The 16,760-nt window shown below is 61.0% G+C and carries 12 protein-coding genes and 1 pseudogene; all 13 read left to right on the top strand.

What is annotated here, in order from left to right:
* Window positions 1-48: 48 nt before the first annotated feature.
* A pseudogene (locus P7F68_RS19945) lies at window positions 49-405 on the top strand (glycosyltransferase); the annotation flags it as partial.
* A gap of 48 nt (window positions 406-453) precedes the next feature.
* The gene (locus P7F68_RS05045; protein WP_277831209.1) at window positions 454-927 is read left to right on the top strand and encodes a hypothetical protein; all 474 of its coding nucleotides are present in this window, start codon (window positions 454-456) and stop codon (window positions 925-927) included.
* A 99-nt stretch (window positions 928-1,026) separates the two neighbouring features.
* Entirely contained in the window at window positions 1,027-1,737 is a 711-nt protein-coding gene (locus tag P7F68_RS05040) for a methyltransferase domain-containing protein (RefSeq protein WP_277831207.1), read from the top strand.
* 115 nt (window positions 1,738-1,852) lie between these two features.
* Window positions 1,853-2,221 carry a GtrA family protein gene (locus tag P7F68_RS19940; protein WP_386040925.1) on the top strand — a complete coding sequence of 123 codons (369 nt, stop codon included), beginning with the start codon at window positions 1,853-1,855 and terminating at the stop codon, window positions 2,219-2,221.
* A 459-nt stretch (window positions 2,222-2,680) separates the two neighbouring features.
* Window positions 2,681-4,687 carry a hypothetical protein gene (locus P7F68_RS05035; RefSeq protein WP_277831205.1) on the top strand — a complete coding sequence of 669 codons (2,007 nt, stop codon included), beginning with the start codon at window positions 2,681-2,683 and terminating at the stop codon, window positions 4,685-4,687.
* Between the two features lie 372 nt (window positions 4,688-5,059).
* On the top strand, window positions 5,060-7,723 hold the full coding sequence (locus P7F68_RS05030; RefSeq protein WP_277831203.1) for a M10 family metallopeptidase C-terminal domain-containing protein: 2,664 nt from the start codon (window positions 5,060-5,062) through the stop codon (window positions 7,721-7,723).
* Between the two features lie 73 nt (window positions 7,724-7,796).
* Window positions 7,797-9,437 carry a calcium-binding protein gene (locus P7F68_RS05025; protein ID WP_277831201.1) on the top strand — a complete coding sequence of 547 codons (1,641 nt, stop codon included), beginning with the start codon at window positions 7,797-7,799 and terminating at the stop codon, window positions 9,435-9,437.
* 27 nt (window positions 9,438-9,464) lie between these two features.
* A complete protein-coding gene (locus P7F68_RS05020) occupies window positions 9,465-9,779 on the top strand; it encodes a hypothetical protein (RefSeq protein ID WP_277831199.1) in 315 nt (104 codons plus the stop codon).
* A 50-nt stretch (window positions 9,780-9,829) separates the two neighbouring features.
* Window positions 9,830-10,759, top strand: coding sequence for an ExeA family protein (locus tag P7F68_RS05015; RefSeq protein WP_277831197.1), 930 nt, complete (start codon window positions 9,830-9,832; stop codon window positions 10,757-10,759).
* Window positions 10,756-12,051 carry a tetratricopeptide repeat protein gene (locus P7F68_RS05010; protein WP_277831196.1) on the top strand — a complete coding sequence of 432 codons (1,296 nt, stop codon included), beginning with the start codon at window positions 10,756-10,758 and terminating at the stop codon, window positions 12,049-12,051. Before P7F68_RS05015 ends, P7F68_RS05010 begins: the two co-directional genes overlap by 4 nt.
* Window positions 12,052-12,147: 96 nt before the next feature.
* Window positions 12,148-13,374: a TolC family protein gene (locus P7F68_RS05005; RefSeq protein ID WP_277831194.1), complete on the top strand. Its 1,227-nt coding sequence runs from the start codon at window positions 12,148-12,150 to the stop codon at window positions 13,372-13,374.
* Entirely contained in the window at window positions 13,371-15,551 is a 2,181-nt protein-coding gene (locus P7F68_RS05000) for a type I secretion system permease/ATPase (protein ID WP_002936995.1), read from the top strand. Before P7F68_RS05005 ends, P7F68_RS05000 begins: the two co-directional genes overlap by 4 nt.
* On the top strand, window positions 15,548-16,747 hold the full coding sequence (locus P7F68_RS04995; RefSeq protein WP_002936993.1) for an HlyD family type I secretion periplasmic adaptor subunit: 1,200 nt from the start codon (window positions 15,548-15,550) through the stop codon (window positions 16,745-16,747). The genes P7F68_RS05000 and P7F68_RS04995 overlap by 4 nt, the downstream gene beginning before the upstream one ends.
* The last annotated feature ends 13 nt before the right edge of the window (window positions 16,748-16,760 follow it).

Here is a 16,760-nt window from a genome sequence, read left to right as displayed (position 1 = left end):
TTCTCTGCGCACACTCGCGGTCAGTAACTCGACTACACTGAACATCGCCTGCTCCATGACGAGCAGCTAAAGTGCCTGGGTAAAATTCAATGCGCACCGCTGGGTAGTTTTAGACGCGCGCCGACACGCAATTTTGGAAAAGAAGCTGCTTTAACCGCTGGCATTGAGTATGCCAAAGGCGATGTTGTCATTCCGATAGACGTTGACCTTCAAGATCCGCCTGGAATAATCCCAATAATGGTAGAAAAGTGGCGGGAAGGTTACGACGTCGTGCTAGGGAAGAGAGTAGACCGGAACTCGGACACCTGGCTGAAGAGAACTCTCGCCGGCCTGTTCTACAGGATACATAACCGGATTTCGGATCCCTTAATACCTCCTGATGTCGGCGATTTTCGCCTAATGGATCGAAAGGTGATCACAGCGCTGTGTAACTTACCGGAGTCGAGGCGCTTCATGAAAGGAGTCTTCTCCTGGGTTGGATTTCATACAGCGACTGTTGAGTATGCAAGACCTGAGCGAATAGCTGGCAACACTAAGTTCAACACATGGCGACTTTGGAATCTTGCACTTGAGGGGATAACCAGCTTCAGTATTGCCCCACTGAAAATTTGGACATATATCGGAGGATTTGTCTCACTAGTGTCATTCGTGTTTGCAATGTTTATTATCGTGAGAGTGATGACCATCGGAGCAGACGTACCCGGCTATGCCTCTCTTGTTGTAGCAGTCTCCTTTCTCGGGGGACTTCAACTAATTGGAATCGGGGTGTTGGGCGAGTACCTGGGTCGAACGTATTTGGAGTCGAAGAGACGACCTGTATACATCGTACAAACCGTTTATGAGCCTAATGCGCAAAAATATTTATCGTTTTTAGACTCCGAGCACTCTACTCAATTAACCAAACATCCAGATGCCCATCAAGTTTAATAACGCCATGGCTTTTTGAATGCGCCAATATTGGCGGTTTATACTTTTTATAAGAAAAACTCACAAAACAAGACCCTCTATGTCGGCGGAAACTTGAACATGGACTTAACCGAAACCACTGTCTCTCTCGACAGAATTGAACAGCACTGGTACTACCAATCCAAAGCGAAAGCAGTGACCTCCTTCATTGACACAGTGAACTCCAAGGTAGTTCTTGACGTAGGGGCTGGATCGGGTTTTTTTTCCACACATCTACTAAATAACTCCTCGATTAGAGAAGCTTGGTGCGTTGATATAAATTACGAGAAGGAGATCGATTCATTAACTAATGATAAACCACAACACTTTAGAAAAAAAATAGACTCAATCGACGCGGACACGGTACTACTTATGGACGTACTTGAACATGTCGAAGACGACATTGGACTGCTAAGAGAGTACGTTAAAAAGGTACCCCCCGGCGCCAAATTTTTGATAAGCGTTCCTGCGTTCAACTTTTTATGGAGTGATCACGATGTTTTTTTAGGACATAAACGACGCTATACGCTCAATGGACTCGAGAGTGTCATAGCTCGGTCAGGGCTCCAAGTGAAGAGATCTGCATATTTCTTCGGCGCCGTCTTCCCCATTGCAGCCGTAACGAGATTAAGCCAACGGCATTTTAAATATCCAAAACGCGCACCGAAATCACAGCTTGTGGAGCACAGACCCATCGTTAACGCCACACTCAAGGCGTTGTGCAATTTAGAGATTTCTGTCATGAACTTCAATCGACTTTTTGGGCTTACGGCATTTTGCCTTGCCGAATAAAGTCGGATAACCTCGCTGAATTCACCCTAATGACCGAAGGACTTTGAGGTAATTACAAAGAATTTCTTGAATTGAAAATGTTGGCGACGCTTTAGATACTTATTAACCCTCATCAATGAATACTTTAAAAGAATTTAAATGTTACATTCTTACGGGAATCAGTAGCACCGGCGTTCATATACTCATCACACTTTGCTGCATTGAGCTATTTAAAACGCCGCCACCGATATCCAACGGGATAGCGTTTGTTTTTGCAACAATATTCTCTTATTTAATTAACTCAAGCTGGACATTCACAAAAAATATTAATAAGTCTAATTTCTTAAAATTCTTAATTGTTTCATTGATTGGACTGCTTTCCATACTCTCCGCTACCTCTGTCATCCAGCTGCTCAATATTGATTACATGTTTGGTCTAGCCTTTGTAGTTTGCATAATATCTCCGATTATTTTTGCCTTGCACAAGAAGTGGACATTCACGTAAAGGTAAAAAGAGGCTCCTTCTTGCACAAAATGAACTGTGCACTACAGGCACAGGGCATGCACATAGAGCCAAATAATGACGTAACGACCCGTACTACCGCCACGATGCTGGCGCCTCTTGCGTCACAGGCTCTCAAGCGGAGGGAACGCAAGCGCATCAGGAACACGCTGTCGCCGAAAGGCCTTATCAGAACCGACCCGAATTCCAGTCCTGAGGAGCACCTCACGGGCGTTTTTGCTGATCGGTTTGAGCAGCCTCCAACTTACACGGCGCAATCTGGCGATATCCGCCTGCCAGGTCCAGAAACAGGCACTCGCGGAATGAAGGCGCCCTAAATACAGCGATAGAGCGGACACATCTACCATTAATAAGGCCCAGCGAATCGGTTACCTTCTGCTGGTGCGCTCGGAGCACAAATTTTTTAGAGACCCATTAAGGAAATCAACTGACGGACATATTATGCCGAAAAGAATTCCGGTCAACTTTGTTGCGCTCGCCATTTTTGCCATTATTTTCCTCCATGGAAGATGGGACTCTATCACCTATCCCATTCCATTGAATCCCGATGAAGCTCAAGTCACTGCAAACTCTTTGCGAATTCTGAATTACGGCTTCAACTGGAATGCGCTGGATGGCACTACCGCAGGACCACTCAATTCTATAGTTATTTCCTGGCCCTATCTAATTAACTCAGACGTCACCTTTAGTCTAGTCCGCGCAACGGCATTGTTTATACTGCTAACAACCTGCTTTTACACTTACCTATCCATTAGCCTTTTTTCAAAAAAACATATAGCTGCACTTTTCACCATTCCAGTTGTTTTATTTTATAGCTACACAAATAGTCCTGAATTTTTACACTATACCAGCGAGACACTCTCCACACTTTTACTGGTGCTTGCCAATTACATTGTATTGAAACATGCCTCAGGAAACGTAAAACAGTACCTAGCAACATACTTTGCCCTTGGACTTCTTGTCGGTCTTGTGCCATTCGCGAAGCTACAGTCCCTCCCCGCAGCGTTTGTAATCGGAATCTATACTTTATTTCTTCTTTTTATAGATACCTGCAAAAACAAAGCATTCAGAATCGTTGTGTTTGTCATTGGAGCGCTAGTACCGCCAGCATTTTTCTTGCTACATCTGCATAACCATGGGGAAATAGCTGACTTTTGGCTTAGCTACATCACTTGGAGCCAGCTCTATGTCAAGGCAGCCTTACCGATCATCGGTATTCATCACCTTATTTCGAGTGATGCACTGATAACCTATTTTACATACTTTCTGCTTTCAGTTCTGCTTCTCGGCCTTTTATACATAACGATCAAGCCACGCATAGAAAATCCGGCAGATTCAAATAATAACGGATTTACCATATTTTACCTAACCGCTCTGCTAGTAATTATATTTTGGTCGATAGCAAAGCCGGGTAATCTATTCCCTCACTACCTGATGTACATCCCTCCTTTCGCCGCAATACTATCCGCATACAGCTTGAGACCTCTGTATATCGAAGAAAAGTCAGCGAAGACGTTCACTATCTTCTTCGCACTCATGTTTCTTGCTTATATGGGCTTTTTTTATAAAAATGAAATCAACTCATACTCGAGAATAAAGTACAGAACCGTTCTCGAATATGAGTTCTCTCATAACAATTCAGATATTTACTCATGGATTCCGGTCTCAAACCGCAACTTATTGGTTTGGGGGTGGATGCCTCATTGGTATGTTTGGTCCAACCGATCTCCCGCGACTCGGGAGAGCCACACCTATGCGCAGATCGTACAATCGGAGCTGTCAGCATATTTTCGTGAGCGCTTTATGAGAGACTTCAAAGAATCAGACCCCGATATAGTTATCGACGCTGTCCGCGGAAAGAGCTTTGGGTTCAATAATCCAGAGAAACAGTCACCGAACGTCTTTCCCGCATTCTCAGACGCTCTCGCACAGAGATACTCGCACCTAGCCCCACTCAAAGATAAAGGATTGTGCCCAAGAGTATATATAAAGAACGAAGTAATGGAAGAACTAAGAACCCGCAAGATAACTCCAAAGAGCATTTCAATATCTGCAACACACGGCGGCGAATCGTCGGAATTTACTCCATACAATCTTTTTGATTATAGTCTTACGGAAGATACTTGCACTGACTATTGGCTACTCCCCGACAATACCTTAGGTAGCCTTCTCATTAGACTGCATCAGACTGAGCGCCTCGCTAAGCTTATGATCCTCAACACAAGGAACTCTTATTCGATGGACAGATCATCGGGAACTGTACTCCTTCACTTTAAAAATCAAGACATCATCGTGAATTCAACCGAAGTTAAACTCAAGCCGCATCCTTACTGGACTATTGTCGAGTTCGAAGAGCCTATCGAGACGGATAGCGTTTCAATCGATATCCTTGACTTTAACGGTCTTGGTGCGGGCCTGAACGAGATCATGCTCGAAAGAGCTATATGAGAAGGCTTTGGTTTTCTGAGCGTCTGTACGGTAGTACGTCTTGAATAGCCTCATCATGCCCGCGCTTGGACAACTTAGGTTCGCCTTAACCCTTATGCCGCTCAAGCAATAGACCTTTGGCATACGCATCGCGACCGACATGTTCGCCGACGAGCGTTCGCTTATTTAGGAGCACTAATTGCGTGGCCACGTAACCTTTGGCGGAAGCTTATTAACCGTTGAAGACGGGTTGCGGGTGGATACGTAACTCTTTACCATTGATTTTGTTTACCTGTAGCATCACTGCGTGTGCACGCACGCCCCATCAACCTGAAGCACGGTCTCTCAAGGCGGCATACCGCGCCACTCCGCCAACCCAGCTAAGGACCCCACATGGCCACCGTCACCGTCGCCCGCCTCGCCGCCAGCAAGGACGCCAGCAATCTCGTCCTCGACAGCCTTCGCAACGTCACCAGCGACCTCGCGCGCGGCGTCAGAAGCGTGCTCCGCCAGTACGCCGACAAGTACGACACCGTCGCCCTCACCGACACCAGCGCCACCGCACTTGGCCTGCTGCAGGTCGTCCAGGCGTTGCCGCTCGCCACTGTCGATGTGGGTAGCGTGCAGCGCCTGTCGGGCAGCGCGAGCGAGCTGCAGGCGCTGTATCAGGCGATCGACAGCGGTCGCCTGATGGGGCTGGGCAACGAGACCGTGACCGTGAGCGGCAGTACCGCCAGCGCCGCCGACCTCAACGCCATCAATGCCGCCACCAGCGGCACCGTCACCGTCGCTTCCACGGTGACGAGGCTGACCGGCTCGGCGAGCGAACTCGCCGAACTTTACGCCGCCGCGCGCGCCGATGCGCGCCAGATCAACGGCCTGGGCAACGAAGCCGTCACCGTGGGCGGCGGCAGCGCCAACGCTGCCGACCTCAACGCGATCAACGCCGCCACCACGGGCACGGTGACCGTGGCGCCGTCCGTCACCACGATCACCGGCAGCGCCGCCGAGCTCGCCCGCCTTTACGCCGACGCCCGCGCCAACCCGCGCGCCGTCACCGGACTGGGTGACGAGAACCTGACGGTGACCGGCGACAGCGCGACCGCCTCCCAGCTCCTTGCCCTGGTGAACGCGACCCGCGGCACGGTCACGGTGACTGGCAGCGTGACCGAACTGCGTGGGGGCGTAGCCGAGGTAGACAAGGTGCTCAACGGGGTGACCGGGCTCTCGCCAACGAGCCTGGTGCTCACCGACGCCACCTATACCGCCGCCGACCTGCTGCGCCTGGATGCCGCCAGCGCCAGCATCGAGATCCCCTTCGTGCTCGGCGTCAGCGGCAGCGCCGCGGATCTGAAGGCCGTGTTCACCGCGCCCGGCATCAGCGGGCTGGGCAAGGCGACGGCGACCGTGACCGGCAGCAGCGCTGCGGCGGCCGACCTGCTGGCGCTGGATGGGGCCACGACCGGGCTGGTGACGCTGTCGTCCACGGTGAAGACGATCAGCGGCAGCGCGGCCGACCTGGCTACGGCTTACGAGACCGCGCGGGACGACCCGCGCGCGCTGTCGATGCTGTGGAACAAGGACGTGCTGGTGACCGGGACCAACGCCAGCGCCGAGGCGCTCAACACCATCGACGCGGGCACCATGGGCCGGGTCACCGTCAGCGATAGCGTGAGCGCACTTACCGGCAGTGCGGCCGCGCTTGCCCAGCTGTACAAGGCCAATAACTCGGTGCTGAAGCCCTTCGCCGGCCTGGGTAACGAAGCGATCGCCGTAACTGGTGATTTTGCCAGCGTGACCGACCTGCGTACCATCGCTGGGGCCACCAGCGGGCCGGTGGATGTCGGCGGCGTGGGCGCCATCACCGGGACCTTTGCGCAGCTCAAGGCCATGCTGACCACCGCGCCGCTGAGCCTGGGTGGACTGGAAGGCATGACCTTGCGGCCCACCGACGCACGCCTGGACGCCGGGGATCTGCTGGCGTTCATCGATTCGGACGCATTCACGGCGTGGATCCTGAAGCTCGATGCGAGCGCCGTCGACATCCTCGACGCCAACATCATTCAGGCGCTCACCCTGGCCGCATTGCGCCCGTCCATGGTCGGCCAGGCCGCGGCAATCGAACTCAGCGACATCGCGCTCAACGCCAGTACCCTCGACCTACTGGACAGCGTGTACGGCGGCAGCATCAGCGCGCCCCTGCTCACCACGCTGAATGGCGCCGCGACGACGGTGCTCGCCCTGCTCGCCCACCACCCGCAGCTGCTACCCGACACAACGGGGGTGACCTTGACGCTCACCGACACGGCGCTCGACGCCGGTACGCTCAATGCGCTGGGCGAGGTCTTCGGTGGCACGCTGGTCGCAAGCGCTGTCAAGACCATTAACGTGGATGCGGCCACACTCACCGACTTTACCGACCTGCTGGATGCGTTCACGGAAGCCTCCGTCTTCGCCGCCACCACCGTAAATATTCAGGGCAGCGCGGACGGCGACACCATCGACGCCACCTCACTGTCGTGGCTGGGGGCCTTCGCGGCCAACATTCAGGGCCAGGGCGGCAACGACACGCTGACAGGCGGCAATGGCAAGGACCGCCTCGAGGGGGGCGACGGCGACGACACCCTGAACGGTGGCGCGGGGGATGATGTGCTATTCGGCGGCCCTGGGCAGGATACGCTGACCGGCGGCGCCGGGGCCGACACCTTCGTGTTCGTGACCGGCGACAGCCTGTACGACACCCCCGACCGCATCACCGACCTTGAAGCGGGCGACACCATCGATCTGAGCGCGATCCGCAATAACCTCGCGTTCCGCTTCTCCGACACGGTGGTGGCCGATTACGACGGCTCCAACGGCCCAAGCAATGAGACCGACCTCGATATCTTCGTCGGTACCGTCGATGACAAGTATTTCCTGTTCTACGAGATCGACCCAGCGGGGAGCAACATCGAGCGCATCGAACTAGGCGCCAACCTTCCCGCCGGTGCAGAAGACCTTGCCGACTGGTCCTGGAGCCCAAGCGGCTTGATCACGGTCGGCGCCTTCATTGCCTGACCCGCAGCCCGCAACCGATTCCAGTCACCGATACCCCCTAGTCCGACAACCCCACCCCGACAGCCAAACCGCCATGCAAACCACCCTCAGTGCCCCGACCGCGGCCGCAGGCGCCGCCCCCACCAGCGCGGCGGCAGATGTCGCCGCCCGCCTTGCGAGCCTTGCCCAGGGCCAGCCCGTCGCCGCCGCGCTCACCCCCAAGGGCGGACCCGCGCAGCCCACCCACAAGGCTGCCCAGGCCACCCCCGCCCAGCCGCTCGCCAGCCGCGCGCGCGCGGTCGCGGATATGGACAAGCGGGAAGATGATGAGGAACTCGCCGCCACCATGACCGACAGCGAACCGGTGCTGCTCGCCCAGGCCGCAGCGATGCCGGTCAGCGACGCGGGTGCCGCAGTGGATACAGGCTGGGTGGAAGCCTGCGAACCCGGCACGCCGCTGCATTGCGGCTACACCGGCGCCGCCGACGCCCACGCCGGTGTTTCGCCTGCGTGGGCCCTGCTTGGCCTGCTCGGCCTGGCAGGGGGCGGTGGAGGCGGCGGCGGGAGCGCTCCGCCGCCGCCCGCGCTGACGATCACGCCGCCCGGCCCGGTCACGCTCGGTATCGACAAGGGTACCGGCAAGATCCCCGGGGCGGACTTCGGCTCGAACTACGAAGGCAACGGCACGCAATATGCGATCGTCGCGGTCAGCCGCCACCCGGGGGGCGAGGCGCTGAGCGCGGTCGAGTGGCAGGCGCTGTTTCAGGTCGACCCACTCACCGGCGAGATCAGCCTGCTCAAGGCCGCCAACGCGCTGGGTTGCATTGGCTCGGCCTACCAGATCACGGTGTCGGCGACGCGCGGCACGGAAACCACGCAAGCGAGCACCACGCTGAGCCTGGGGGTGCCGGCGGCAGAGAACCGGTTGGCGTACGACTACGACACCGCGCTCGTGTCCTCGGAACTGGCGGGGACGAGCGCGATCAACCTGCTGACGATCGATCTGGGCGCAGTCGATGCCTTCAGCCTGGCGGCTGACAAGGCTTTGTACTTCAGGCCTGTGGGCACCAACGATCTCGATATTCTCCTGCACGGGAAGACCTTGACCCTGGATGACCAACGAACTGCCGCAAAGCAGGTCGAGTTCGTCGGCTTCACCAATGACGACAACGCCCTCAGCTTCCTGGGTTACCAGCTCGCGCTCGCGAGCGATGGCGACTACTACCGGCTGTCAAACTCCGAGTCCGTCGCCGGCAGCGGATGCGACCATATCCTGTACGCCCCCACCGTGGCCGGCGCCATGCTGACAGGTGGTGGCGGCAATGACCTGCTCTTCGGCGCCCAGAATGTCGGCGGCGGTCCCGGCAATACCCTGAATGGCGGCGCCGGTAACGATTTCCTCCTCGGCGGCAACGGTAACGACATCCTGATTGGTGGCGATGGCGATGACGTGCTGGTGGGCGGGATGGGCAACGATACCTTGACTGGCGGTGCAGGTAACGATGTGTTCGTGTTCGGCGGCGGCGGGGCTGACGGCAGCAACGTCATTACCGACTTCTCTACCGGTGACCGCATCAGGATTGGCGGCCTGTCTCCGCACTTGGATTACAGCTACGAGCAAGTCATGACCGCGGCACCTGGGACGACCCCAACGGTATGGCACGACAGCGGCGTGCTCTATTGGGGTACTGCCTCCAGCAATGTCGCGCTTGCATCGCTTTCAACCATTGCCTGACTCCCACACCGACGCTCCGAGACCCCAATGCAAACGTCCCTGCCCTCCCGACTCGCGCTCGCCTGTGTTGCGCTCACGCTCGCCGCCTGCGCCCAGACCCCCGGCAACCGCCAGGCCGACGAACCGCCTCAGCTCTCCAAGCGCGGCGACATCATCGCCTGGAACAACGCCAGCGCGTTCGGCCCCGTGCCGTCGCACCTGGCAAGCACAGGCGCGCTGCGCTGCGCTGCCCTCGACACGGATAAGGTAAAGTATCGCCCACTGGGTTATCATTCCGCTGCGCGAGGGCTGGATGGCCTGCCCTTACCCGGCGGTGGTTACTATTGCGTGCCCCGCGACTGACAATGACCGCCGCGGCAGTTCCGCGGCGTGCGCGGACATATTGACACCCCATGTACCTCGAGCACTTCGGCCTGCGGGAATTTCCCTTCAGCATCACGCCCGACACGAGCTTCTTCTTCAAGTCGAGTGGTGCGCAGAAAGCCCTGAACACCTTGCTGATGGCCCTTCATATGGGCGAGGGCTTCATCAAGATCACCGGCGAGGTGGGCACGGGCAAGACCTTGCTGTGCCGCAAGCTGATCAACTCGCTGGGCAAGGATTACAAGGTCGCGTACATCTTCAACCCTTACCGCGAGCCCCTGTCGCTGTGCCTGGAGGTGTGCAAGGAGCTGGGGGTCAGGGTTCCCGAGTCGCAGATGGAGAACCAGTACCAGGTGCTGCAGGCACTGGCGGTGCGCATGCTGGAGCTGAACCGCTCGGGCAAGCGCGTGGTGATCTGCCTGGACGAGGCCCAGGCCATGCCGGTGGCCACGCTGGAGACGCTGCGCCTGCTGACCAACCTGGAATCGCAGAAGCAGCGTCTGGCGCAGATCGTGATCTTCGGCCAGCCCGAGCTCGACGAGAAGCTCAACCATCCGTCGATCCGTCAGCTCAAGCAGCGCATTACCTATAGTTACCAATTGCCGACCTTGGCCGGCAACCAGTTCGACGCCTACATTCGCCATCGCTTGCTGGCTGCAGGCCATGTGGACGGGCAACTCTTTACCAGTGCTGCCCTACGGATACTGCGCTCGCACTCCAAACGTGTACCGCGCCGCATCAACATCCTCGCCCACAAGGCCTTGCTATGCGCGTACGGCGACAGTTGCCCGCGCGTGGAACGACGGCATGTGGTGGCGGCCGTCAATGACACTGAGGGCAGCCCGGGGGTCGCCTCGAAACAGCGCTGGAAAGCGCTGGCTGTGGGGCTGACCTTGTCGCTGCTGATGATTCTGGTCGTTGGCGGCATCGTGATCTACAACGGACTGCTGGCCCCATGAGCCTGATCAACGAGGTGCTGTTGTCGCTCGATGCACGACAGCGCCACGGCATTCCGCTCAACACGGCAGCGGGTCTGGGCCCATTGGTGGGCGTGCGGGATGACGAGGCAGGCGGCTGGAAGTATCTCGCCATGGGGAGCGGCGTGCTCTTGCTGGCTGCTCTGGTTGCCGGAGCTTGGTGGTGGCGAGACGAGATCCCATGGCCAACATTTGCGCGGACCCCCACTGCCTTGCAGCAGGGTCCGTCGCGGTTGCCGGTGCACGCAAGCCCGGCGCCACCGCTGTCACCGGTGGCGCCGGTCGAGGCGCACGCCACACTGCAGCAACCTGCGCCCGTAGTGCTGGCAACGCCTGAGTCGGTCAGCGCCGCCATCACCGCCGCAGTGACAGCGGCGGTGCCGGCGGCGGCCGCTGCCGCGGCGGCGGCGGCCGCTGCTGCTGCCGCGGTGATTGCGGAGGGCCAGCCACGCCCCGCTGAGCCTTGGCCGCCGGTGCAGGCGCAAGCGGCACCTCGCCCGCCGCAGCCTACGCGTAGCACCGAGCAGCGGTCAGCTCCCGATAAGCCACACCGCATCACCGGAATCACCGAGCCTGCACAGGCGCGCCCCGCAAACGCGGCGCCTGCTGCACTACCCGAGCAAACGCCCGAACGGACTCCCCCACGACCCTCTGCAGCCCCGGCACCCGAAACGCCGGACACTGCGCGCGCACGCCGCGAACCACGCGGCGCCAACCCCGAAGAGGCGACTGCGCAGGCCATGCGCGACCTACAGGAGGGGCGCGCCACAGAGGGGCGCGAGACATTGCGCAAGGTACTCGCCGACGACCCGGAGCAGGTAAAAGCACGGCTGGCGCTAGCGAGCAGCCTGGTGTCGTCCAAAGAGACTGGCGCTGCTGCCGATGTGCTGACCGAGGGCCTGATGCTGCTGCCCACCAACACGGCGCTTACGCTCGCGCTTGCGCAGGTATGGGCCGGCGCCGGCAAGCAGGACGACGCGCTCACCCTGCTGCGGCAGAACCTGCCCGCCGCAGGCAACGACGGCAGCTATCACGCCATGTATGCCCGCCTGCTGCAAGGGCGCAAGCAGTACAAGGCGTCGGCGGAGCATTTCCGAATTGCCTTGCGCGAGCGCCCTGAGGAGCCGAGCTGGCTGGTCGGCCTGGGGCTATCGCTGCATGACGCGGGCGAACGCCCAGAAGCCCAGCTCGTTCTCAAGCGCGCGCTAGCCACGGGCAAGCTTGCTCCGCAACTTCGCGTCCTGGTCGAGCAGTTGCTTGCAGGTGCGGGTTAATCACGCCATCCCCAGCTCACTTGACCATCAGCGTCGCCGCCCACGGCTGCGACATCCAGTGCCTTGACGGCCTTGTCATCGCAAAGGTGTGACCGAATGACCTATCCCGTAAAAGCCGTTGCGCTCGCCTTGCTCCTGCTGCCCTGCGCGGTCGGCGCCACGCCCTTGAGCCTGGATGCCGCACTCGACAAGGTGGCACGCACCCATCCGCAGGTCGCCCAACGCGAGGCCGATGTGCGGGCGGCCGCGAGCGATGTCGCCAGCGCACGCTGGGGCCGCTACCCGAGCCTGAGCGCCGAGAGCACGCGGCTCGATGCCGGCGGCGTGCAGACCACGGTGCGTGTCCAGCAGCCGCTCTGGACCGGCGGGCGCATCACGGCGCAGATCGACACCGCGGAGCGGACCCAGGCGGCCGCGGTGGAGGCCGTCGCGTTGACGCGCCAGGAGCTGCAGCTGGCGACCGTCGCCGCGTTTGCCGAACAGTGGCGCGCAGAGATGCGCCAGCGCGCTGCGCACGCGAACGTGAGCGAACATGAACGGCTGTACGACATGATCCAGCGCCGGGTCGTGTCGGAGGTGAGCCCGCGCTCGGACGCGACCCTGGCTGCGGCGCGCCTGCAGCAGGCCCGTACCGAACTGATTCAGGCCGGCGCCCTGCTCGATAGCGCCCATGCCAGCCTGACGCAGCTGGTCGGTGAGGACGACTTCACCCTGCAGCCGCCGGCGCGCTTGCCGCCCTTGTCGCTGAGCCAGGCCGAGGCGGTGAGGATGGCGGTCGCGCGCTCGCCCGAGCTGAGCCTGCTGCAAGCCCGCATCGATGCCGCGACCGCGCAGGTCGGCGTGAATCGAGCGAGCCTGTTGCCACAGCTGGTGATTGGACACGATCAGCGCATGGGTAGCCTGCTGCCCGGACAGGCGCGGGACTTTACCTATGTGGCGCTGCAGTATCAACCCGGCGCTGGATTGTCTGCGGCGACGGCGATGCAGGCTGCCGTGGCCCGTGCGGAGGGCGCCCGGGATGCGCTGGCCGTCGCCCGCCGCCAGCTCGAGCAACAGGTCGCAACCGACTGGAGCCAGGCCATGGCGCTGCGCGAGCAACTGCCCGCGAGCGCCGAGCTGGTAGGTGCCACGCGTGAGGTGGTGGACTCCTACATCCGTCAATACACCGTGGGGCGCAAGAGCTGGCTAGATGTGCTAAACGCCCAGCGCGAGCTCACCCAGGCCTTATACGGCCAAGCCGATGCGCGCGCTGGCGCACTGCTCAGCACGCTGCGCGTGCTGATTGCGAGCGGCGTGCAGGCCGCAGCGGCGGGCACCGAATGAGCTCGAGCGGCGACGCGCATACGCTACCGGTCCTGCTCGCCCGGCTCGCAGCCCTGGCTGGACAGGCGGTGCCGGTGCATCGCTTCGCCATGCAGCAGGAAACGCACGATGGCATCGCCATCGACTCGCTGCCGCTGCTGCAGCGTGCCGCAGCATGCTGGCAGGCGCGCTTCCCGGCCGGCGAGATCAGGCCGCGGGCGGCGCGCGCGCTGGAGCGCGACGACCTGCCCGCGCTATGGCTCGCGCGCGATGGTGCGCAGCTGTTGCTCGTGCGCGCACGGCTGAGCAATGGCGACCTTGTCGTGGACGATGCGGCCGGCGCACGCGAGGTGTTGACGGCCACCCAGGCCGAGCAGGGCACCGTGCTCTGCCTGAGCACCGGCCATGCCCGCATGGCGCCCACGCAGGCCACGGCGGCCGCGCCGAGCGCGGGCGACTGCTTCGCACGCGCGCTGCGCCGCCACCGGCGGATCTTCGTGGAGGCGGTGTTCGCGACCTTCGTGGTGAGCCTCATCGGCCTGACCTCGGCGATGTACACGATGCAGGTGTATGACCGCGTGGTGCCGACCAAGGGCTATTCGACGCTGTGGGTGCTGACCGTGGGCGTGCTGCTCGCCGTTGGGCTGGAGCTGCTGATGAAGCAAGTGCGGGCGCAGATGGTGGACCGCGCCTCGAAGGCAATCGACGAGGAGTTGTCGGCGGTGTTCTTTGCCAAGGCGCTCGACATCCGCATGGACGCGCGCCCGCGCACCGTCGGCACCTTTGCGGCGCAGATTCGCCAGTTCGAGTCGGTGCGCGCCTTCATGGCCTCATCGACCCTGTTCATCCTGGCCGACGCGCCGTTCGCGCTGCTCTTCATCGGCGTGATCGCGCTCATCGCCGGGCCGGTTGCGCTGGTGCCGCTGGTGGTGACCGGGCTGGCGCTCATTGTTGGCCTGGCGTTGCGCGCACCGCTCGAGCGCCTGGCGGCCGCCCACATCGAGGAGTCGAACCGCAAGAACGGCTTGCTCATCGAGGCGGTCGATGGCATCGAGTCGGTCAAGGCGGCGGGCGCCGAGTGGAAGCTGCTCGACCGCTGGCGTGCCTTGACCGCCACCTTGGCCGAGAGTGAGCTGCGCATGCGCCTGCATGGCACTTTCGCGGCCAACCTCACCCAGACCCTGCAGCAGCTGAGCTACGTCGGACTCGTTGCCGCCGGCGCCTACGCGATCACCACCGGGGCATTGACGATGGGCGGGCTGATCGCGTGCACGATCATCAGCGGGCGCGCGTTGGCGCCGCTGGCGCAGATCCCCAACCTGATCGTGCAGTGGAAACACGCGCGCATCGCGCTACGTGCGCTGGACGCGATCATGGCACTGCCCGAAGAACGCGACGAGGACCGGCGGCTGGTGGTACCGGAGCAGTGCGAGGGCCGCCTGCGCCTGGACAACGTGGTGTATGGGTTCGGCGATGAGCGCCCGGCGCTGACTGTGCCCGCCCTGAACATTGCCCCAGGTGAGCGCGTGGCGGTGCTGGGGCCCGTGGGGTCGGGGAAGTCGACGCTGATCAAGGTACTGTCGGGCCTGTACCGACCGCGCTCGGGCTCGGTGTTTCTCGATGACGTGGATGTGAGCCACCTGGCACCGGCATTCGTGCGTGAGCACGTGGGTTACCTGCCGCAGGACGTGAGACTCTTCAACGGCAGCCTGCGCGACAACCTGTGCCTTGGCCTGCCGACGCAGAGCGATAGCCGCATCCTGGAAGTGGCCAACCTGACTGGACTGGCGCAGGTGATCCAGCGCCACCCGCGCGGCCTGGAACTGGAGATCAGCGAAGGCGGCCGGGGCTTGTCGGGCGGGCAACGCCAGCTCGTCGGCCTGACCCGCTTGCTGCTGATGCGGCCACGCGTGCTGTTGCTGGACGAGCCGACGGCCGCGCTCGATGCGCAGCTCGAACTGCTGGTGATGCACAATCTGTTCCGCGCGCTGCCGCGCGAGACCACGATCGTGTTGGTAACCCACAAACCGGCGCTGGTGATGCAGGTCAATCGCGTGATCCTGCTCGAGCACGGCCGTATCCTCACCGACGGCCCACGCGACGAGGTGCTCGCCCGTGCCCGCGAGAAGGCCAGCCAACTCGCCGAACGTGGGCGCAGCGATGGCGCTCCGCCCCCTCCCCTTTCTGCAAGTGCATGAGCATGTTCTGGTTTCTACGTCCGTCCGACCCTGACCACCCGAGTCCCCTCGCCGCCAGCCTTCATGCGCCGCGCACCATCATGTGGGCAACGATCGCCACCGTGGCGGTGTTCCTGGGCTGGGCCTGGGTCGCGGAGCTCGACCAGGTGAGCCGCGCTGCGGGCTCGGTGATCGCCAGCTCACGCACGCAGGTGATCCAGTCGCAGGAAGGCGGCACATTGGACGAGCTGCTGGTACGCGAGGGTGACGTCGTCGAGCGCGGCCAGTTGCTCGCTCGCCTGGAGCGCACCCGCGCCGAAGCGGCCTACCTCGAGACCCGGGCGCGCGCGGCCGGCCTGGCAGCCACGGTCGCGCGGCTGCGTGCCGAGGTGTTCGCCGCCGCGCCGGTGTTCCCGCCCGAGGTGGAAGATTACCCGCAGTTCCGCGACAACCAACTCGCCTTGCTGCGCAAGCGCCGGGCGGCGATCGACGAGGAAATCGGCGCCCTCGAGAGCATGGCCTCGCTGGTGCTCGAAGAGCTGGCGATGAACCGCCCCCTGCTCGCATCCGGGGACGTGAGCCGCAGCGAGGTACTGCGCCTCGAGCGCCAGCTGGCCGAACTCCAGGCCCAGATTACCAACAAGCGCAACAAGTATTTCCAGGACGCGCAGGCGGAGCTGAACAAAGCGCAGGAAGACCTCGCCGGCGTCGAGCAGACCCTTGCCCAGCGTCGTAACGTGCTCGAGCAGACCGAGATCCGTGCCCCCCTGCACGGCGTGGTGAAGAATGTTCGCATCACGACCCTGGGCGGGGTGATCCGCCCAGGCGAGGACATCATGCAGATCGTGCCGCTCGAGGATGACCTGGTGATCGAGGCGCGCCTGAACCCGGCCGACATCGCCTTCGTGCGCCAGGGGCTGCCCACCACCGTCAAGGTGGATGCCTATGACTACACGATTTACGGTGACTTGCCTGGCCGCCTCACTTATATCAGCGCGGACACATTGCGTGAGGACTTGCGCCAGGGCGAACAACCCTACTACCGCATCCTCGTGCGCACCGAGGGTCGCCAGTTCAGCGGCCGACCAGATGCCGACCTGGATATCCTGCCCGGTATGACGGCGACAGTGGAGATCAAGACGGGCTCGAGCACGGTACTTCAATACCTGACAAAGCCTGTCACCAAGACCCTGTCAGAGGCACTTGGCGAGCGCTGAACGCCGAAGCTGT

This window comes from Thauera mechernichensis (assembly GCF_029588855.1).
Taxonomy (GTDB): domain Bacteria; phylum Pseudomonadota; class Gammaproteobacteria; order Burkholderiales; family Rhodocyclaceae; genus Thauera; species Thauera mechernichensis.
Note: the sequence above shows the minus strand (reverse complement) of the source record. Positions and strands in the feature narration are given on the sequence as shown.